Annotated in this window: 19 protein-coding genes; 11 read left to right on the top strand and 8 right to left on the bottom strand. The window is 66.2% G+C overall.

What is annotated here, in order from left to right:
• Window positions 1-74 precede the first annotated feature (74 nt).
• Window positions 75-872 carry a helix-turn-helix domain-containing protein gene (locus tag OM960_RS00985; RefSeq protein ID WP_264770772.1) on the bottom strand — a complete coding sequence of 266 codons (798 nt, stop codon included), beginning with the start codon at window positions 870-872 and terminating at the stop codon, window positions 75-77.
• 78 nt (window positions 873-950) lie between these two features.
• Here OM960_RS00985 and OM960_RS00980 point away from each other — a divergent pair, with 78 nt between their 5' ends.
• On the top strand, window positions 951-1,265 hold the full coding sequence (locus tag OM960_RS00980) for a hypothetical protein (protein WP_263332321.1): 315 nt from the start codon (window positions 951-953) through the stop codon (window positions 1,263-1,265).
• Window positions 1,266-1,270: 5 nt separating this feature from the next.
• Here OM960_RS00980 and OM960_RS00975 read toward each other — a convergent pair whose 3' ends face one another.
• Window positions 1,271-1,690, bottom strand: a complete 420-nt coding sequence (locus tag OM960_RS00975) for an OsmC family protein (protein ID WP_263332319.1) — start codon at window positions 1,688-1,690, stop codon at window positions 1,271-1,273.
• 167 nt (window positions 1,691-1,857) lie between these two features.
• Between OM960_RS00975 and queC the strand changes: the two genes are divergently transcribed.
• The 3 genes from queC to queE are packed head-to-tail and all read left to right on the top strand — an operon-like array spanning window position 1,858 to window position 3,625.
• The gene (queC, locus tag OM960_RS00970; protein ID WP_264770771.1) at window positions 1,858-2,556 is read left to right on the top strand and encodes a 7-cyano-7-deazaguanine synthase QueC; all 699 of its coding nucleotides are present in this window, start codon (window positions 1,858-1,860) and stop codon (window positions 2,554-2,556) included.
• Window positions 2,556-2,912, top strand: coding sequence for a 6-carboxytetrahydropterin synthase QueD (queD, locus tag OM960_RS00965; protein WP_263332315.1), 357 nt, complete (start codon window positions 2,556-2,558; stop codon window positions 2,910-2,912). The genes queC and queD overlap by 1 nt, the downstream gene beginning before the upstream one ends.
• Window positions 2,909-3,625 (top strand): 7-carboxy-7-deazaguanine synthase QueE, encoded by a 717-nt coding sequence (gene queE, locus OM960_RS00960; protein WP_263332313.1) that lies wholly within the window; start codon window positions 2,909-2,911, stop codon window positions 3,623-3,625. Before queD ends, queE begins: the two co-directional genes overlap by 4 nt.
• A 102-nt stretch (window positions 3,626-3,727) precedes the next feature.
• Here the strand turns inward: queE and OM960_RS00955 are convergent, their stop codons facing one another.
• Complete coding sequence (locus tag OM960_RS00955; protein ID WP_263332297.1) at window positions 3,728-4,009, bottom strand: usg protein; 282 nt, start codon at window positions 4,007-4,009, stop codon at window positions 3,728-3,730.
• 201 nt (window positions 4,010-4,210) lie between these two features.
• On the opposite strand from OM960_RS00955, the gene gyrA reads away from it, so the two are divergent.
• From gyrA to gluQRS, 6 genes are all read left to right on the top strand, one after another.
• Entirely contained in the window at window positions 4,211-6,940 is a 2,730-nt protein-coding gene (gene gyrA, locus OM960_RS00950) for a DNA gyrase subunit A (protein WP_264770770.1), read from the top strand.
• Between the two features lie 192 nt (window positions 6,941-7,132).
• A complete protein-coding gene (locus tag OM960_RS00945) occupies window positions 7,133-7,312 on the top strand; it encodes a hypothetical protein (protein WP_264770769.1) in 180 nt (59 codons plus the stop codon).
• A 224-nt stretch (window positions 7,313-7,536) separates the two neighbouring features.
• The gene (locus OM960_RS00940) at window positions 7,537-8,247 is read left to right on the top strand and encodes a porin (protein WP_264770768.1); all 711 of its coding nucleotides are present in this window, start codon (window positions 7,537-7,539) and stop codon (window positions 8,245-8,247) included.
• 165 nt (window positions 8,248-8,412) lie between these two features.
• A complete protein-coding gene (locus OM960_RS00935) occupies window positions 8,413-8,814 on the top strand; it encodes a DoxX family protein (RefSeq protein WP_263332290.1) in 402 nt (133 codons plus the stop codon).
• A gap of 80 nt (window positions 8,815-8,894) precedes the next feature.
• The gene (gene trmFO, locus OM960_RS00930) at window positions 8,895-10,235 is read left to right on the top strand and encodes a methylenetetrahydrofolate--tRNA-(uracil(54)-C(5))-methyltransferase (FADH(2)-oxidizing) TrmFO (protein ID WP_264770767.1); all 1,341 of its coding nucleotides are present in this window, start codon (window positions 8,895-8,897) and stop codon (window positions 10,233-10,235) included.
• Window positions 10,235-11,083 (top strand): tRNA glutamyl-Q(34) synthetase GluQRS, encoded by an 849-nt coding sequence (gene gluQRS / locus OM960_RS00925; protein WP_263332287.1) that lies wholly within the window; start codon window positions 10,235-10,237, stop codon window positions 11,081-11,083. The genes trmFO and gluQRS overlap by 1 nt, the downstream gene beginning before the upstream one ends.
• Before the next feature lie 59 nt (window positions 11,084-11,142).
• Here gluQRS and hisI read toward each other — a convergent pair whose 3' ends face one another.
• Complete coding sequence (hisI, locus tag OM960_RS00920) at window positions 11,143-11,502, bottom strand: phosphoribosyl-AMP cyclohydrolase (protein WP_263332285.1); 360 nt, start codon at window positions 11,500-11,502, stop codon at window positions 11,143-11,145.
• Window positions 11,503-11,577: 75 nt separating this feature from the next.
• Between hisI and OM960_RS00915 the strand changes: the two genes are divergently transcribed.
• On the top strand, window positions 11,578-12,021 hold the full coding sequence (locus tag OM960_RS00915; protein ID WP_263332283.1) for an iron-sulfur cluster assembly scaffold protein: 444 nt from the start codon (window positions 11,578-11,580) through the stop codon (window positions 12,019-12,021).
• A 166-nt stretch (window positions 12,022-12,187) separates the two neighbouring features.
• Here the strand turns inward: OM960_RS00915 and OM960_RS00910 are convergent, their stop codons facing one another.
• The 4 genes from OM960_RS00910 to ctrA all read right to left on the bottom strand — a co-directional run bounded on the left by OM960_RS00910 (window position 12,188) and on the right by ctrA (window position 17,484).
• Window positions 12,188-12,310, bottom strand: coding sequence for a hypothetical protein (locus OM960_RS00910; protein WP_263332280.1), 123 nt, complete (start codon window positions 12,308-12,310; stop codon window positions 12,188-12,190).
• Window positions 12,311-12,415: 105 nt separating this feature from the next.
• Window positions 12,416-14,503: an ATP-dependent DNA helicase RecG gene (gene recG, locus OM960_RS00905; RefSeq protein ID WP_264770766.1), complete on the bottom strand. Its 2,088-nt coding sequence runs from the start codon at window positions 14,501-14,503 to the stop codon at window positions 12,416-12,418.
• On the bottom strand, window positions 14,500-16,668 hold the full coding sequence (ligA, locus tag OM960_RS00900; protein ID WP_264770765.1) for an NAD-dependent DNA ligase LigA: 2,169 nt from the start codon (window positions 16,666-16,668) through the stop codon (window positions 14,500-14,502). The genes recG and ligA overlap by 4 nt, the downstream gene beginning before the upstream one ends.
• A 102-nt stretch (window positions 16,669-16,770) precedes the next feature.
• The gene (gene ctrA / locus OM960_RS00895; RefSeq protein WP_263332274.1) at window positions 16,771-17,484 is read right to left on the bottom strand and encodes a response regulator transcription factor CtrA; all 714 of its coding nucleotides are present in this window, start codon (window positions 17,482-17,484) and stop codon (window positions 16,771-16,773) included.
• Between the last annotated feature and the right edge of the window lie 32 nt (window positions 17,485-17,516).

Below are 17,516 nucleotides of genomic sequence, written 5' to 3'. Positions count from 1 at the left end.
AGATCCCTCCAGGCGGCCGGTATGACCCTCCTCGCGACGGGTTCGGCGCGAGGAGGATGCTGGCGCAATGAGCGCTAATCCGATCTCGCGCGAAACTTCCCCGGCGGCACGCCAAGCCTGCTGCGGCAGTCAAAGGCGAAGCTCGACGGGCTCGCGTAGCCGAGATCGAGCGCCACTTCTGTCACGCTCGCGCCCTTCTCCAGCCGCTCGAACGCATTCGCAAGAAGCAGGTTCGTGCGCCACTGCGTGTAGGTCATGCCGGTTTCGGCCCGAAAGAGCCGTGCGAGCGTGCGCGGGCTCGCGCCAGCGGCCTTCGCCAGATCCTCGATGCTTTCGTTTGCCTCGGGTGCCGCGATCACCCGCTCCATCGCCCGCGCGAGCCGCGGCTCCTTCGAGACCGGCAGCGGCAGCGGCGCGAACTCCATCGCGGCCAGTTCGTCGAGCATCACCCGCGCGAGCCGCGCTTCCGGCCCTTCGGGCGGATAGGCGGTGCCGTAGTCCACGGTCCGCGACAGGAGGGCGTCGAGCAGCGGGCTGACCTTGACGGTGCCCGCGCGGGCAGGCAGCAGCCCGGCATGGGCCGTCTCGACGAAGAGGATGCGGGCCATGACCGAACCGTGCGAATAGACCTCGTGATGCATGCCGGGCGGGATCCAGATCGCGAGGCCCGCAGGCACGAGCCAGGTCCCCTCGCCCGTAAGCACCCAGTAAGCGCCGCTCCTGGGCTGGATGATATGGCCGCGCGCAGGGGCATGGGCGGCCGCGCGGTGCGCCCCCTCGGCGCGCCAGCCGTAGGACAGGACCGGCCGCACCGCGTCGACGAGGTCGCCGAAATCGGGAAGGTCCAGGTCTGGCAGTTTCTCGACGCTCATTGGCACGGTCCGGATACCGCGCCGCTCGCGGTCGGCGCAGGATGCCCCTGAACGGATTTACGGGATGGAGCCGACCAGATGACCACGGGCACCGGTCGATCTGTGCATGTCGTGACGCTGGAGTGCAAGGACGCCGAGAACGCGGCCCGTTGCCTCGGCGCCCTCGCCGCCTATGGCAGGCCCGATGCCGAAGCGTTCGGCTGCGTCTCCTACGACTTCGGCCTGAAGGAGGGAACGGAGGACACGGTCCATCTCGTCGAACGCTGGAACGGCTGGGACGATCTCGACGCGCTTCTCGCCGAGAAGGTCGTGCCCGCGCTGCCGCTCTACAACGAGATGCTCCGTCGGCCGTTCGATCCGGCGACGGATACCATGCGGATCCGCCTGACGTGACGCCATCAATCCGTGGTGTCGATCACCTCGAAATCATGCGTGAGCTCCGCGGTCTTGGCCATCATCGCCGAGGCCGAGCAGTATTTCTCCACCGAGAGCTCGATCGCCCGTTCGACCTTCTTCGGGTCGAGCCCCCGGCCCTTGACGATGAAATGCATGTGGATGCGGGTGAAGACCTTCGGTTCGGTCTCGGCCCGGTCGGCTTCGAGCTCGACCACGCAATCCTCGACCCGCTGGCGGCCCTTCTCGAGGATCGAGACCACGTCATAGGCCGAACAGCCGCCGGTGCCGATCAGCACCAGCTCCATCGGGCTCGGCCCCGGCTTGGCGCCCTCACCGTGCGCTGTGCCGAAGGCGATCTTGTGACCGGTCGTCACCTCGCCGACGAAGGTGCGGGCCTCGGCCCATTTCACGCGCGCTTTCATGTCGTCTCCCATACGGAATCGGCGGCATCATGCGTCGCCTCCGGCGCACCTGCAAGGGCAGCGACCGGCTTCCCTTCGGACCCGACACCTGCTAGGAAGCCGCCGCTCCGGGGCGAACCCGGGGCACCGGTCGCAGCCTACCCGGTTCGCTAAAACAAGGGTCCGAAATGAAGACTGTCGTCATCTGCTCTGGCGGGCTCGATTCCGTATCGCTCGCCCACATGGTCGCGGCCGAGCACGAGCTCGTCCGCCTCGTCTCCTTCGATTACGGCCAAAGGCACCGGAAGGAGCTCGACTTCGCCGCGAAATGCGCCGCCAGGCTTGGCGTACCTCACGACCTCATCGACATGCGCGCGATCGGCGCACATCTCTCCGGCTCGGCGCTGACCGATGATGTCGACGTGCCCGACGGGCACTACGCCGAGGAGACGATGCGGATCACCGTGGTGCCGAACCGCAACGCGATCATGCTCGCCATCGCCTTTGGCATCGCCGCCGCCCAGAAGGCCGATGCGGTGGCGACCGCCGTCCATGGTGGCGATCACTTCATCTATCCCGACTGCCGCCCCGGCTTTGTCTCCGCTTTCGAGGAGATGCAGCGCCACGCGCTCGACGGCTATGCCGCCGTGCGCCTCTTCACCCCCTTCGTGCACCTGCCGAAATCGGCGATCGTCACGGCCGGCGCGAAGCATGGCACGCCGTTCGCCGAAACCTGGTCCTGCTACAAGGGCGGCACAACCCATTGCGGCCGCTGCGGCACCTGTGTCGAGCGGCGCGAGGCCTTCCATCTCGCCGGCGTCGCGGACCCCACGATCTACGCAGATTCCGATTTCTGGAAAGTCGCAGTCGCGGCGGCAGGGCACTGATGTACCGGATCACCAAGGAATTCGCCTTCTCGGCCTCGCACCAGCTGAAGCACCTGCCCGGGGACCATCCCTGCGCGCGGCTTCATGGCCACAATTATGTCGTCGAGGTCGAGCTTGCCGCCGCCGAGCTGGATGCGAACGGCTTCGTGCGCGACTACCGCGAGCTCGCGCCCCTGAAGGCGCATATCGACGAGACCCTCGACCACCGCCATCTCAACGATGTCTTCGGCGACGACCGCGTGACTTCGGAGCACATCGCGCGCGCGCTGTTCGACTGGGCCCGCGCGCGCTGGCCGGAAGTCAGCGCGGTAAGGGTCAGCGAAACCCCGAAGACCTGGGCCGAGTACCGGCCGTGACGTTGCGCATCGCAGAGATCTTCGGCCCGACCATCCAGGGCGAAGGCGCGCTGATCGGTGCGCCAACGGTCTTCGTCCGCGCCGGCGGCTGCGATTACCGCTGTGCCTGGTGCGACAGCCTCCATGCGGTCGAGAGCCGGTTTCGGAATGAATGGGCGCCGATGACGGCGGCGGAGGTCTGGGCGCGGGTGACGGCACTTTCCGGCGGCCGGCCGCTCACGGTCTCGCTCTCGGGCGGTAATCCGGCGATCCAGGATTTCGCGCCGCTGATCGCGATGGGAAAGGCCGAAGGCTACCGCTTCGCGCTGGAGACGCAGGGCTCGGTCGCCCAGGATTGGTTCGCCGCGCTCGACATGCTGATCCTCAGCCCCAAGCCGCCCTCGTCCGGCGAGGTGGTGGACTGGGTGCGGTTCGATGCCTGCGTGACGGCCGCGGACACGGCCGCGGCGGTGATGAAGATCGTGATCTTCGACGAGGCCGACTATCTCTGGGCCCGCGAGGCGGCGGAGCGCCACCCCGACCTGCCGCTCTATCTCCAGCCCGGCAACCATACCCCGCCCCCGCCCGAGGAGGAGGATGCAACCATCGACATGGACGGGGTTCTTGCGCGCATGGAGTGGCTGGTGGAGCGGACGCTGGCCGACGGATGGTTCCGCCCGCGCATCCTGCCACAGCTGCATGTGCTGATCTGGGGTAACAAGCGCGGCGTCTGATCCCGGCAACGCGCCGACCGCCACCAAGGGCGCCACAAAAATCTTCAAAGATTTTTGCCAAGAAAATTGGAATTTTCTTGGCCCTCGCAGGACCAGTTTCGCTCAGTGAAGCCGGAACTCGCCGACGACGTTTCGCCACTCGCCGGGCCCGATCAGCTTGCGGTGGCAAAACCGCACCGAATGCAGCGGCCCCTCGATCTGCTCCTGCCAGAATTCGATGAACCGAAACAGCTCCGGGTAATCCGGGGCGAGGTCATATTCCTGCCAGATGAAGCTGTTGAGTACATGCCGGTAGTCCGGCATCCGGTAGTAAAGTTCCGCCGTCGTGAGCCCGTAGCCCTTCAGCATCAGCTCCGTTTCGGCGCCCGGTTCGCTCGCGCGCATGGTTGCCTCCGTCACTGCCTTCCAACACCATGCTACACGAGTCGCGGTTAACGACAATGAAAACAATATGTTATGATTGTGTTACCGGCACGGCCCGAAACCGGGCGCGCCGCCATTGCACCCAATGGATGGCATGGAGTATAGTCTCGCGCAACAATATCTAGGCCGATCGCACGGCGACAAGAAAGAGGGCGAGCATCCGTGAACGACACGCCGGAAACTCCTGAAAATGCTGATGGATTCCCGAAGCGCCCCGCTTACGACGGCCCCTCGGTCGACATCGCGGAGGAGATGAAGACCGCCTATCTCGACTACGCGATGAGCGTAATCGTGAGCCGTGCGATTCCGGACCTGCGAGACGGGCTAAAACCGGTACACCGACGCATCCTCTACGCGATGCACGAGACCGGCAACACGCACGACAAGCCCTACCGCAAGTCCGCCCGCCCCGTCGGCGACGTGATGGGTAAGTACCACCCGCATGGCGACGCGGCGATCTACGACGCGCTTGTGCGGATGGCGCAGGACTTTTCCATGTCGCTGCCGCTTCTCGACGGCCAGGGCAACTTCGGCTCGATGGACGGCGACAACGCGGCGGCCATGCGCTACACCGAGGTCCGCATGGACAAGCCCGCCGCCTCGCTTCTCGCCGATATCGAGAAGGAGACGGTGGATTTCCAGGACAACTACGACGGCAAGGACAAGGAACCGACGGTCCTGCCAGCGCGCTTCCCCAACATGCTTGTCAACGGCGCGGGCGGCATCGCGGTCGGCATGGCGACCAACATCCCGCCGCATAATCTCGGCGAGGTCATAGACGGCACGCTGGCGCTGATCGAGAACCCGGACCTGTCGATGGAAGCGTTGATGGAGATCATCCCGGCGCCGGATTTCCCGACCGGCGGCATGATCCTCGGCCGTTCGGGCGCGCGGAAAGCCTACCTGGAGGGCCGCGGCTCGGTCATCGTCCGCGCCAAGACCCGCGTCGAAGAAATCAGGAAGGACCGCTACGCCATCGTTCTTGATGAGATTCCCTACCAGGTCAACAAGGCCTCGATGATCGAGAAGATCGCCGAGATGGTCCGAGACAAGAAGATCGAGGGCATCGCCCATGTGCAGGACGAGAGCGACCGCGTCGGCGTCCGGGTGGTGATTGAACTGAAGCGTGACGCCACGCCGGAAGTGGTGCTGAACCAGCTCTTCCGCTTCACGCCGATGCAGACCTCCTTCGGCTGCAACATGCTCGCGCTGAACGGCGGCCGTCCGGAGACGCTCAGCTTGCGTGATTTCCTCACGCATTTCATCAGCTTCCGTGAGGAAGTTGTGGCGCGCCGCACCGCCTATGAGCTCCGGAAGGCGCGCGAGCGCAGCCATATCCTCTGCGGCCTAGCCGTGGCGGTCTCGAATGTCGACGAGGTCGTCGCCACGATCCGCTCGTCGGCGGATCCGGCGGAGGCGCGCGAAAAGCTGATGACGCGGCGATGGCCGGCGCACGAGATCGTCGAATACATCCGACTGATCGACGATCCCACTCACCCGATCAACGAGGACGGGACCTACAACCTCTCCGAGACGCAGGCCCGCGCGATCCTCGACCTGCGCCTCCAGCGCCTGACCGCGATGGGCGTGAAGGAAGTCACGGACGAACTTCAGGAACTCGCCGCAAAGATCCGGGATTATTTGGATATCCTGGGATCGCGCGAACGGATCATGGCGATCATCTCGGGCGAATTGCGCGAGGTGAAGGAGGCTTTCGCCGTCCCCCGTCGCACCGAGATCGTCGACTGGGCCGGCGACATGGACGACGAGGACCTGATCGAGCGCGAGGACATGGTCGTGACGATCACCTCCGGCGGCTACATCAAGCGCACGCCCTTGGCCGATTTCCGTGCACAACGGCGCGGCGGCAAGGGCCTCAGCGGCATGGCCACCAAGGAAGATGACGTCGTCACCACCCTCTTTGTCGCCAACACGCATACCCAGCTTCTGTTCTTCACCACCGACGGCATGGTCTACAAGCTCAAGACCTGGCGCCTGCCCTTGGGCGGCCGCACCGCAAAGGGCAAGGCGATCATCAATATCCTGCCGATCCCGGTGGGCGTTTCGATCGCGGCGATCATGCCCGTGGACGTGCCCGAGGAGGAATGGGAAGCTCTGCAGATCTTCTTCGCGACCTCCGAGGGCGATGTCCGCCGGAACGCGCTCTCCGACTTCACCAATGTCATGCGCAACGGCAAGATCGCGATGAAGCTTCCCGGTGAAGTTTCCCTCGTAAATGCCCGTATCTGTGATGAAAACGACGACGTTATGCTGGTGACGGCGCTCGGTCGCGCGATCCGCTTCCCGACCACCGAGGTCCGAGTCTTCAAGGGTCGCGATTCTACGGGCGTGCGCGGCATCCGCCTTGCCGCCGGCGACAGCGTCGTCTCGATGTCGGTCATCCGCCATTTCGAGGCCGACCCGGCCGAACGCGCCGCCTATCTGAAGCAGCGCCGCCTGATGGCTGGCGCGCTCGAAGACGAGACCGAGGAAGACGACGAGGAAGCCGTGGCCGTCGGCCAGCTTTCGCCCGAACGCTATGCCGAGATGTCGGCGGCCGAGGATCTGATCCTGACGATCACCACCTCAGGCCTCGGCAAGCTCTCGTCGAGCCACGACTACCCGGTGCGAGGTCGTGGCGGTCAGGGCGTCAAGGCGATCTCGTCGGGTTCGCGCGGCGGTACGCTTGTGGCCTGCTTCCCGGTCGAGACCGACGACCAGATCATGCTCGCGACCTCGACCGGCCAGTCAATCCGCTGCCCGATCGAGGGCATCAGCTTCCGCTCGCGTTCGGCAGGGGGCGTCAAAGTCTTCGACACGGCAAAGGGCGAGGAAGTCGTCTCGGTTGCACGGATTGCCGATCAGGGCGACGAGGATGGCGCTGCGGAGTGATCCGGCTCGGCGCGCGTCGGGATGCCGGACGCCGCGCGTCGGGGTCGGTGCCGATTGCCCCGCTGGAGGCGGCGGCAGGGTTCGTCAGAATCGGGCCGCGATCGTTGTCAGCAGATTGCCGCCGATCCTCCGCATATCCGCCACATTTGAGCGGAAACCTGCCTCTATTGGGGACGAGTCGGGAGAGTTATCATGAGTCTGTCGGACATCTTTGCGCAACCCGGCGGGCTCGTCTCGTGGCTTCCGTCCTGGCTCCGCTTTCGGCCCATGACACTTGACGATCTGGAACCGGACGACGACGCCGTCGAGGATCACCGCAGCGCCGCCGAGCGGGAATATCTGCGCGACATCGATATCGAAGTGGACTTCTGACAGTCGCGGCACCCGGCGTCACAGCTCTTGGACATCGGAGATGCGGGCCTGTCGGTCCGCCTGCATGAACCGGCCGTATGGTTGGTTTGTTTCATGGTCCACATGTGCCTTTTTTTTGCTTCGCGGGCAGCAACTTTTCGCGCTCCCGTTGCGGTGACCCGCTCCGTATGAGACGGATATCGAAGGCAAGTTTGCGCCAATAAATCAAAACCATGGAGCAGAAGATGAAATCCGTTTTCGCGTTCGCCATCGTGGCGAGCACCGTTGCATTTACTCCCGCCATGGCCGTCGAGGTCACCGGCGGCGATCTCGCCTTCAGCTATTCCACCTTCACGGATGACACCGATGTCTCGAAGCTCGCCGTGACCGGCGCTGTCGAGATCGGCTTCACGCCGAACTTCGGAGTGCAGTTTGACGCGGGCGCGCATGCCTTCAACCTCATCGACGAGACCGGGACCAACCTCACGCTGCACGGCATCTACCATGCTAACGACCAGGTCTCGTTCGGCGGCTTCTATGGCAACGACCGGCTCTTCGGAGACAACCAGGACTTCTACGGTCTCGAGGCCGGATTCGATCTCGGCGCCGCCAATGCCGAGGCCTATCTCGCGCATGCCGACGACGCCGGCTTCCATGTCAACATCACCGGTCTCTCCGGCAGCTACGGCTTCGACCACGGCTTCACGCTGGGCGGTTCGCTCCAGCATGCCAATTTCGATGGCGGCCTCGATGTCACCCGGTTCGGCGCGACCGGCAGCTACGCCGTCAGCCCGACGTTCGACGTCTATGCGGAACTCGGGACCGTCAAGGCCGGCGCCTTCGGTTTCTCAAACAGCGAGCCCTATGTCGGCATCGGCGCGGCGATGACCTTCGGCGCCGAGCGCGGTGCAACCTTCGGTCGCCGCGGCCTGTTCGAACTTCTGCCGGGCCTCTGATCGCGAATGCCCCCGCCGTCAGCCTGCGGCGGGGGCGTCACCTCCGGTCTTTGAATGACGTGTGCGCAGTTGCACAAAAACTGTTCCCTTGACGGTATTTTTTTCGATACCTGCACAGGCTAGATCTGCTGCAACGCCGCATCCGCGGCCGATTGGAGACAGATCATGACTGACCACCACCCCCTCGCCTCGCTCGTCGCCCGCCTCCTGTTGAGCGTCGTCTTCATCACCGCTGGCTATGGCAAGCTCGGCGATGTCGCCGGATTCGCCGGCTACATGCAATCCGGAGGCGTGCCCGCCTTCCTCGCCTGGCCGGTCATCGGGCTCGAACTGCTCGGCGGCATCGCAATCCTCGCCGGCTTCCAGACCCGCCTTACGGCGCTGGCGCTCGCCGGCTTCAGCATCGCCGCGGCCCTGCTGTTTCACTTCGTACCCGCCGATCAGATGCAGATGATCATGTTCATGAAGAACCTCGGCCTCGCCGGTGGTTTCCTGATTCTCGCCGCGCATGGCGCTGGCGCCTGGTCGGTCGACGAACTGGTGGCAGGCCGCAAGGCGCTCGCCTGAACCGCCGATCTCAAAGGTTTCCGGGGGCAGCGACGCGGCTGCCCCTTTTCCTTTGCGCGCATTCGGCCTAAATCCCCGCCATGGTCGAGACACTTCACATCATCGGCGGCGGCATGGCCGGATCCGAAGCGGCATGGCAGGCGGCAAGCCTCGGCGTGCCGGTCACCATCCACGAGATGCGGCCCAAGGTCGGCACCTTCGCCCACCGGACCGGGATGCTGGCGGAGATGGTCTGCTCGAACTCGTTCCGCTCGGACGATGACGAACGGAACGCCGTCGGTCTCCTCCACTGGGAGATGCGCGCGGCCGGCGGTCTGATCATGGAGATGGCCGACCACCACCGCCTTCCCGCGGGCGGCGCGCTCGCGGTCGACCGCGATCCCTTCGCCGAGAGCGTCACCGGACGGCTCCGCGACCATCCGCTGATTAGCGTTTCCGAGGAGGAGGTTGCAGAGCTTCCCTCATCCGGGAAATGGATAATTGCCACCGGCCCCCTCACCTCCGGCCGGCTGGCCGAGGCGATCCGCGCCGAGACCGGGGCCGAGGCGCTCGCCTTCTTCGACGCGATCGCGCCGATCGTCTATGCCGAGAGCGTCGACATGTCGGTCGCCTGGATGCAGTCGCGCTACGACAAGGGCGAGACCGAGGACGAGCGCACCGCCTACATGAACTGCCCGATGTCGCGGGACCAGTACGAGGCCTTCATCGACGCGCTGCTCGCCGCCGACAAGACCGAGTTCCACGAGGGTGAGACGGCGATCTATTTCGACGGCTGCCTGCCGATCGAGGTCATGGCCGAACGCGGCCGCGAGACGCTGCGCTTCGGGCCGATGAAGCCCGTGGGGCTGACGAACGCGCATCGCCCCGACGTGAAGCCCTATGCGGTCGTCCAACTCCGCCGCGACAATGCACTCGGCACGCTCTACAACATCGTCGGCTTCCAGACCAAGATGAAGTACGGCGCACAAACAGAGGTTTTCAAACGCATTCCTGGCCTTGAAAACGCCAGCTTCGCGCGCCTCGGCGGCATTCACCGCAACACCTTCATCAACTCGCCGACGTTGCTCGACGCGCGAATGCGGCTGAAATCGCGGTCGCATATCCGCTTCGCCGGCCAGATCACCGGCGTCGAGGGTTATGTCGAAAGCGCGGCTATGGGGCTTCTCGCTGGCCGCATGGCGGCGGCGGAGATCCTCGGCCGCGACCTTCCGCCACCCGCGCCGGACACCGCGATGGGCGCGCTCGTCACCCACATCACCGGCGGGGCGGAAGCAAAGACCTTCCAGCCGATGAACGTGAACTTCGGCCTCTTCCCGCCGATCGACGCCAAGGGCGGGCGCCGCGGCCGCAAGGACCGCTACAAGGCCTATACCGACCGGGCGAAAACCGCTTTCCGGGAATGGCTTGACGGCCAAGGCTGATGCGCACACGCTTCGCGCCCTCGCCGACCGGCCCCCTGCATCTCGGCCACGCCTATTCCGCCATCCTCGCCCATGACATGGCGCGAGCGGCGGGCGGCACCTTTCTTCTCCGGATCGAGGATACCGATACCGCCCGCGCCCGCCCGGAATGGGAAGCGCTGATCTACGAGGATCTGCACTGGCTGGGCCTCGACTGGCCCGAACCGGTCCTGCGGCAATCCGACCACCTCGCCCGCTACGACGCGGCGCTCGATGATCTTGGCCGCCGCGGGCTCATCTTTCCCTGCAGTTGCACCCGCGCCGATATCCGCGCGGCGCTCGCGGCCCCGCAGGAAGGGGCGATGCCCACCGAGGGCCCCTATCCCGGCACCTGCCGGCACCGGCTGCTCTCGGACCGGCGCGACGGCGACGCGCTCAGGCTCGACCTCGGCAGGGCCGTCGCCGCGCTCGGCGAGGACGGTCCGATCGGCGGCTTCACCGAGACCGGGCCGAACCATCCCGGACACCACCCGCTGTCCGCCGCCGGTCTAGCCGCGCTCCATGGCGACGCAGTCCTCGGCCGCAAGGAGATCGGCACCGTCTCCTATGCGCTCGCCTCGGTGCTCGACGATGCCACACAGGGCATCACCCACATCATTCGCGGCGCCGACCTTTACGAGATCACCTTCCTTCAGGTCCTGCTGCAGCGCCTCCTCGACCTGCCGACACCGGTCTACCACCACCACCGCCTGATCCGCGACGAGAACGGCAAGCGGCTCGCCAAGCGCGACGACGCCCGCGCGATCCGCACCTATCGGGACGACGGCGTGCGCCCCGAGGAAATCCGCCGCATGGTCGGCCTCGCCTGACAGGGACTTCTTCATTGCCAAAATACCCCCGCCGGAGGCATCCTCCGGCCGGGCCTGGCTCAGACCTCCGGCGTCATCAGCTCGGTCTCCGCCCCGTCCCGGATCCCGGTATAGAAGCACGAGCGCCGATTGGTGTGGCAGGCCGGCCCCGCCTGCTCGACCAGCACCAGCAGGCAATCGCGGTCGCAGTCGAGCCGCATCTCGACAAGCCGCTGCACGTGACCCGAGCTCTCGCCCTTCACCCAGAAGGCCTGGCGCGAGCGCGACCAATAGGTCACGCGCCCCGTCTCCAGCGTCCTTGCCACTGCCTCGGCGTTCATCCAGGCCAGCATCAGGACCTCGCCCGAGCGATGATCCTGCGCGATCGCCGGGATCAGGCCACGGCCGTCATAGACCAGGGTTGCGGGATCGAAACGCATCGTGCCACCTTTGCATTGCCAGCCGTTCGGCCTATCTAGAGGGGAATGCCGACCGAGGAAAGCCCGAGCAAGCCCATGAGCGAAACCGACCTGATCAAGCTCTATTCTCAGCGCATCCTCGCGCTCGCGGCCGACATTCCGCACATGCGGCGCCTCGACACCCCGACCGCGACCGTGCGCAAGCGTTCGCCGCTCTGCGGCTCCACCGTGACCGTCGATATCGTCGTCGGCGACGGCCGGATCACCGACTACGGTCAGGACGTGAAGGCCTGCGCGCTCGGCCAGGCCTCGGCGGCGCTCTCGGGCGCGGCGATGATCGGCCGCACGCGGGCGGAGGTCGAACGCGCCCGCGACGAGCTTCGGGCGATGCTGAAGGATGGCGGACCGGTCCCATCCGCCCCCTTCACGGGTTACGAGGCACTGCTGCCGGCGCGCGAGTTCAAGAACCGACACGCCTCGATCCTCTTGGCACTCGAGGCGACGGCCGAGGCGATGGCCCAGGCCGAAGCCGCGGCCTGAGACACCCCCGAACGCTCCCTGCCCGGATCAAGAAAAAAAAACCGCCGCGATCCTCACGGATGCGGCGGCAGGAGGCGATTTCCGGTGTCCGGGCGCGTGGGCTTGGGGAGCCGCGGGTTCGGGGATAGGCGCGTTTCCGGGCGGAGAACCGCGAGGCAGTAAGGGGTCAGATCAGGCTGGGCAGGTGCAGCCCGACAAGCAGCATCACGACGAGCGAGCAAAGGCCCGCCATGTCCTGCACCAGCGTTCCGCGGGCGCGCATCAGGACGGATTTCAGATCGGTCTTCATCGGGCAACTCCCTCGAATGCGTCTCTGTTGCCTATTTGTTCTCATATTGCGCACGCGATGTAAAGAACTTTTTAGGAACATTTAAGAACGCATGAAGAACTAATGTTAACCGACCGTGATGAGTCTGATCGCGCGGTCCTGCTCCATCAGCCAAAGCAGCACCCGCGCCGCCTGGCCGCGCGACGAGGTCAGGCCCGGATCGCCGTGCAGGAGCTTGCGCGCATCGCTCTGCGCCACCGCCATCAGCGCCGCCTGGCGTTCGAGATCGGCGATGCGGAACTTCGGCAGGCCGGATTGCGCTGTGCCGATGAGGTCGCCCGCGCCCCGCATCGCGAGATCCTCCTCGGCGATGCGGAACCCGTCCTCGGTCTCGCGCAGAATCGAGAGCCGCCGCTCGGCTCCCTCGCCGAGGGGCGGCTGGTACATCAGGAGACAGGTCGATTCGGCCGATCCGCGCCCGACCCGGCCCCGGAGCTGGTGAAGCTGGGCGAGGCCGAAGATCTCGGCCCGCTCGATCACCATGATCGACGCATTCGGGACGTTCACGCCGACCTCGATCACCGTCGTCGCGACGAGAACCTTGGTCCGACCGGCGACGAAATCGGCCATCGCGGCGTCCTTCTCCGCCGCCGCCATCTGGCCGTGGACGAGTCCCACCACGCCCTCCCCCAAGGCCGCACGCAGGACCTTGAACCGTTCCTCGGCGGCGGTGAGATCGACGACTTCGCTCTCCTCCACGAGCGGGCAGACCCAGTAGGCCTGCCGCCCCTCGGCCACCGCCTGCCGCAGATGGCCGACCACCTCGTCATACCGCCCGGCCGAGACCAGCGCGGTCTTCACCGGTTTGCGCCCCGGCGGCTTCTCGTCAAGCACCGAGACATCCATGTCACCGTATTGCGCAAGGCTCAGGGACCGCGGGATCGGCGTCGCGGTCATCACCAGCACATCCGCCGTCAGCCCCTTGGCGCCCAATTCCATCCGCTGGGCGACGCCAAAACGGTGCTGCTCGTCGACGATGGCGAGGCGGAGGTCGTGGAACACGACATCCTTCTGGAACACCGCATGGGTGCCGACGAGGATCTGGATCCGCCCCTCGGCGAGCGCCGCGAGTTTCGCCGCGCGCTCCGCGCCCTTGTCGCGGCCGGTCAGGATCTCCAGCACCACGCCGGCATCCTCGGCCAGGGGCCGCAGGCCCTCCAGATGCTGGCGCGCGAGGATCTCGGTCGGGGCCATCATCACCCCCTGCCCGCCCGCCTCGACCGCAACGAGAAGCGCCATGAACGCCACCAGCGTCTTGCCCGAGCCGACATCGCCCTGCAGGAGCCGGCTCATCCGCTTGTCGGAGCCCATGTCCTCGGCGATCTCGCGGATTGCCCGCTCCTGCGCGCCCGTAGGCTGGTAGGGCAGCGCGGCCAGCACCTTGCGCTGGTGACGGCCGGTCGCGTGGCTCGCCCGGCCCTTCCCGCGCCGCAGCGAGGCGCGGGCGAGCGCGAGCGTGAGCTGGTGCGCGAAGAGCTCGTCATAGCCGAGCCGCTGCCGTGCCGGCGCCTCGGGTATGAGGTCGGCCAGATGTGACGGTGCATGCGCGGCGCGAACCGCGGCAGCCCAACCGGGCCAGCCCTCGCGTGCCTTCAGCGCCGGATCGATCCAGTCGGCCAGCTCCGGCAACCGCGCCAGAGCCGCGGCGACGGCCCTCTGTATCAGCCTCTGGGTGACGCCCGCGGTCAGCGGATAGACCGGCTCGAACGCCGGCAGTTCGCCCGCCTCCTCGGGGCGCAGGATGTGGTCGGGATGGACGATCTGGGCGATCCCGTCGAAAATCTCGGCCTTACCCGAAACGATCCGCCGCTGCCCTGTCGGCAGCTGCTTTTGCAGGAAGTCGCCGCGGGCATGAAAGAAGACGAGTTGGAACTCCGTCTCGGCGTCGCGAACGAAGACCCGGGCCGGCGCTCCCTTGCGACGCGCCGGGAGATGGGCACCGACCTCGACCTCGACCGTCACCACCGCCGGAAGCTGTGCGGCACGGATCGTCGGCAGGAGGCGCCGGTCGACACCGGAATGGGGCAATGTGAAGAGGAGGTCGCGCGGCTTTTCGACCCCCATCTGCGCGAAATGCTTCGCGGTCTTGGCGCCGACGCCCTCCAGCGTCTCCAGCTCTGCAAAGAGCGGAAAGAGGACGGCCGGACGGCTCATGCACCGATGAGCCTCAGCCAGGCATCCTCGTCGATCATCTCGATACCCAAGGCCTCGGCCTGTTTCGCCTTCGACCCCGCGCCGGGCCCGGCGACGACGAGGTCGGTCTTGGCCGAGACCGAGCCCGCGACCTTGGCTCCCATCGCCTCCGCCCGCGCCTTGGCCTCTGCGCGGGTCATCTTCTCGAGCGTGCCGGTGAAGACCACAGTCTTGCCCGCAACCGGGCTGCCCTCGGTCTGCGGCCGCGCGACTTCCTGCACGTCGAGCTCGGCGACGAGACGGTCGATCGACGCGCGCTCGGCCTCCTGATGGAAGGCGTTCACGACCGAGGCAGCGAGCACACCGCCGACCCCGTCGATCGCGATGAGGTCGGCCCATTCCGGCCCCTCGCCGATCCGTGCCTCGGTCATCGCGGCCTCGAAGGCGGCCCAGGTGCCGTAGTGCCGCGCGAGGAGCTTCGCCGCACTTTCGCCGACGTGGCGGATGCCGAGCGCGAAGATCAGCCGGTCGAGCGGTACTTTTCGTCGATCTTCAATGGCCTGGAAGAGATTGTTCACCGATTTCTCGCCAAAGCCGTCGCGGTTTTTGAGTTTGGCGAGATTGGCGCCGTCGCGCTTGGCCAGCGTGAAGATATCGGCAGGCTCACGGATCGGCAGCGCGAGGTCGGCGTAGAACATCTCGACCTGCCTGGCACCGAGCCCCTCGATGTCGAACGCCCCGCGCGAGACGAAATGCTTCAGCTTTTCAACGGCCTGCGCCGGACAGATGAGACCGCCGCTGCAGCGGCGCACCGCGTCGCCCTCCTCGCGCACCGCCTCCGATCCGCATTCGGGGCAGGTTGTCGGAAAGTCGTAGGGCACAGCGTCGGCCGGGCGTTTCGTGAGGTCGACATCGGCGATCTTGGGAATCACGTCACCGGCGCGGTAGACTTGGACCCAGTCGCCGACGCGGATGTCCTTTGCCTCCCGGATCGGATTGCCTTTGGCGTCGCGCCCGGCGATGTAATCCTCGTTGTGCAATGTCGCGTTCGAGACGACGACGCCGCCGACGGTGACCGGGGTCAGCCGCGCGACCGGGCTCAGGGCGCCGGTGCGGCCGACCTGGATGTCGATTGCCTCGAGCCGGGTCCAGGCGAGCTCGGCCGGGAACTTGTGGGCGATCGCCCAGCGTGGGGTCGTGGAACGGAAGCCGAGTCGGCGTTGTAGCGCGAGGTCGTCGACCTTGTAGACGACGCCATCGATGTCGTAGCCGAGCGTCGCGCGTTTCTGCTCGATCTCGCGATAGGCGGCGAGAAGCGCATCGGGGCCGTCGCAGCGCCGCGTCAGAGGGTTGGTAGCGAAACCGAGCTCTCCAAGGCGGTGGACCGCGTCCATCTGGGTCTCAGCCAGAGGTTCGGAATGCGCGCCCCAGGCATAGGCGAAGAACCGCAAGGGTCGCGCAGCGGTGATCGTTGCGTCAAGCTGACGCAACGATCCGGCGGCGGCATTGCGCGGATTGGCGAAGGTCTTGCCGCCGGTCTCAAGCTGGCGCGCGTTGAGTGCCGTGAAGTCGGCATGACTCATATAGACCTCGCCGCGCACCTCGAGGAGGTCCGGGGCGCCCCCGATACCTTGCGGAATGTCGCCGATCGTGCGCGCGTTCTCGGTCACATTCTCGCCGGTCTCGCCGTCGCCGCGGGTCGCGGCCTGCACCAGCCGCCCCCCCTCGTAGCGCAGCGACAGCGACAGTCCGTCGATCTTCGGCTCCGCCGTATAGGCGAGCGCTGCATCGGGTCCGAGGTTCAGATACTTGCGGATTCGGTCGTCGAACTCGGCGATCTCCTCGGCCGCGAAGGCGTTCTCGAGGCTGAGCATGCGGACCGCGTGACGCACCTTGGCGAAGGTCTCGGATGGGGTGGCGCCGATCTGCGCCGTCGGGCTCTCGGCGCCGCCGAGGTCGGGAAACCGCGCCTCGATTGCCAGGAGCCGCTGCTTCAGCGCGTCATACGCGGCATCCGATATCTCTGGCGCGTCCTCGGCGTGATAGGCGCGGTTAGCCCGGGCCACCGCATCGGCGAGGCGCTGCCATTCGGCCGCCGCGGCAGCGGCGGTGAGCGCCTCGACCGGCGTGTCGGCATGACCGCCGGCCTGCTCCGCGTCTGCAGAAGATCGCTTCCCGGCCGTCATCAACACCTCTCCCCGAACCGTTCCCGCAAGTGTTAGGGTGCCGGCCGGGAGAGGTCCAGTCCTAGCCGCGCGCCGAACAGCCCCGGCGCATCGACCCTGTCGTCAGGCGCCGAGGGCGAGCCTGCGGCCAGCCTCGTTCAGCGCGGGTTCGCGCAACACATAGCCACGCCCCCAGACCGTCTCGATATAGTTCTCGCCCCCGGTGGCCTCGGCGAGCTTCTTCCGGAGCTTGCAGATGAAGACGTCGATGATCTTCAGCTCCGGCTCGTCCATGCCGCCGTAGAGATGGTTGAGGAACATCTCCTTGGTCAGGGTCGTGCCCTTCCGCAGCGAGAGCAGCTCCAGCATCTGGTACTCCTTGCCGGTCAGATGCACCGTCTGCCCCTCGACCTCGACCGTCTTGGCGTCGAGATTGACGCCGATCTTGCCGGTGCGGATGATCGACTGCGCGTGTCCCTTGGACCGGCGGATGATCGCATGGATACGCGCGACAAGCTCCTCGCGGTGGAAGGGCTTGGTCATGTAATCGTCGGCACCGAATCCGAAGCCGCGGATCTTGTTCTCGGTATCATCCGCGCCCGTGAGGATCAGGATCGGCGTATCGACCTTCGCCAGGCGAAGCTGGCGCAGCACCTCGTGCCCGTTCATGTCCGGCAGGTTCAGATCGAGCAGGATCAGGTCGTAGTCGTAGAGCTTCGCCAGGTCGATCCCCTCCTCGCCGAGATCCGTGCAATAGACGTTGAGATTGGCATGGGTCAGCATCAGCTCGATGCTGCGCGAGGTTGTCGGGTCATCCTCCACCAACAGGATTCGCATCTGGCGCACTCCGCTTTAATCCTTCGATCACC

Origin of the sequence: Defluviimonas salinarum (genome assembly GCF_026013545.1) — a bacterium.
In the GTDB taxonomy this organism is placed as follows: Bacteria; Pseudomonadota; Alphaproteobacteria; order Rhodobacterales; family Rhodobacteraceae; genus Albidovulum; species Albidovulum salinarum.
The sequence above is the reverse complement of the archived record's forward strand: the minus strand, read 5'-3'. Positions and strand labels throughout refer to the sequence as shown.

Bases quoted from the DNA above. Each gene is read 5' to 3' on its own strand.
- queD (WP_263332315.1), top strand. From the start codon at position 2,556: ATGTACCGGATCACCAAGGAATTCGCCTTCTCGGCCTCGCACCAGCTG.
- hisI (WP_263332285.1), bottom strand. From the start codon at position 11,502: ATGCGTTTCGATCCCGCAACCCTGGTCTATGACGGCCGTGGCCTGATC.
- queC (WP_264770771.1), top strand. From the start codon at position 1,858: ATGAAGACTGTCGTCATCTGCTCTGGCGGGCTCGATTCCGTATCGCTC.
- ligA (WP_264770765.1), bottom strand. From the start codon at position 16,668: ATGACGGCCGGGAAGCGATCTTCTGCAGACGCGGAGCAGGCCGGCGGT.
- OM960_RS00940 (WP_264770768.1), top strand. From the start codon at position 7,537: ATGAAATCCGTTTTCGCGTTCGCCATCGTGGCGAGCACCGTTGCATTT.
- OM960_RS00915 (WP_263332283.1), top strand. From the start codon at position 11,578: ATGAGCGAAACCGACCTGATCAAGCTCTATTCTCAGCGCATCCTCGCG.
- OM960_RS00975 (WP_263332319.1), bottom strand. From the start codon at position 1,690: ATGAAAGCGCGCGTGAAATGGGCCGAGGCCCGCACCTTCGTCGGCGAG.
- OM960_RS00980 (WP_263332321.1), top strand. From the start codon at position 951: ATGACCACGGGCACCGGTCGATCTGTGCATGTCGTGACGCTGGAGTGC.
- gluQRS (WP_263332287.1), top strand. From the start codon at position 10,235: ATGCGCACACGCTTCGCGCCCTCGCCGACCGGCCCCCTGCATCTCGGC.
- ctrA (WP_263332274.1), bottom strand. From the start codon at position 17,484: ATGCGAATCCTGTTGGTGGAGGATGACCCGACAACCTCGCGCAGCATC.
- OM960_RS00945 (WP_264770769.1), top strand. From the start codon at position 7,133: ATGAGTCTGTCGGACATCTTTGCGCAACCCGGCGGGCTCGTCTCGTGG.
- recG (WP_264770766.1), bottom strand. From the start codon at position 14,503: ATGAGCCGTCCGGCCGTCCTCTTTCCGCTCTTTGCAGAGCTGGAGACG.
- OM960_RS00955 (WP_263332297.1), bottom strand. From the start codon at position 4,009: ATGCGCGCGAGCGAACCGGGCGCCGAAACGGAGCTGATGCTGAAGGGC.
- OM960_RS00935 (WP_263332290.1), top strand. From the start codon at position 8,413: ATGACTGACCACCACCCCCTCGCCTCGCTCGTCGCCCGCCTCCTGTTG.
- OM960_RS00910 (WP_263332280.1), bottom strand. From the start codon at position 12,310: ATGAAGACCGATCTGAAATCCGTCCTGATGCGCGCCCGCGGAACGCTG.
- trmFO (WP_264770767.1), top strand. From the start codon at position 8,895: ATGGTCGAGACACTTCACATCATCGGCGGCGGCATGGCCGGATCCGAA.
- OM960_RS00985 (WP_264770772.1), bottom strand. From the start codon at position 872: ATGAGCGTCGAGAAACTGCCAGACCTGGACCTTCCCGATTTCGGCGAC.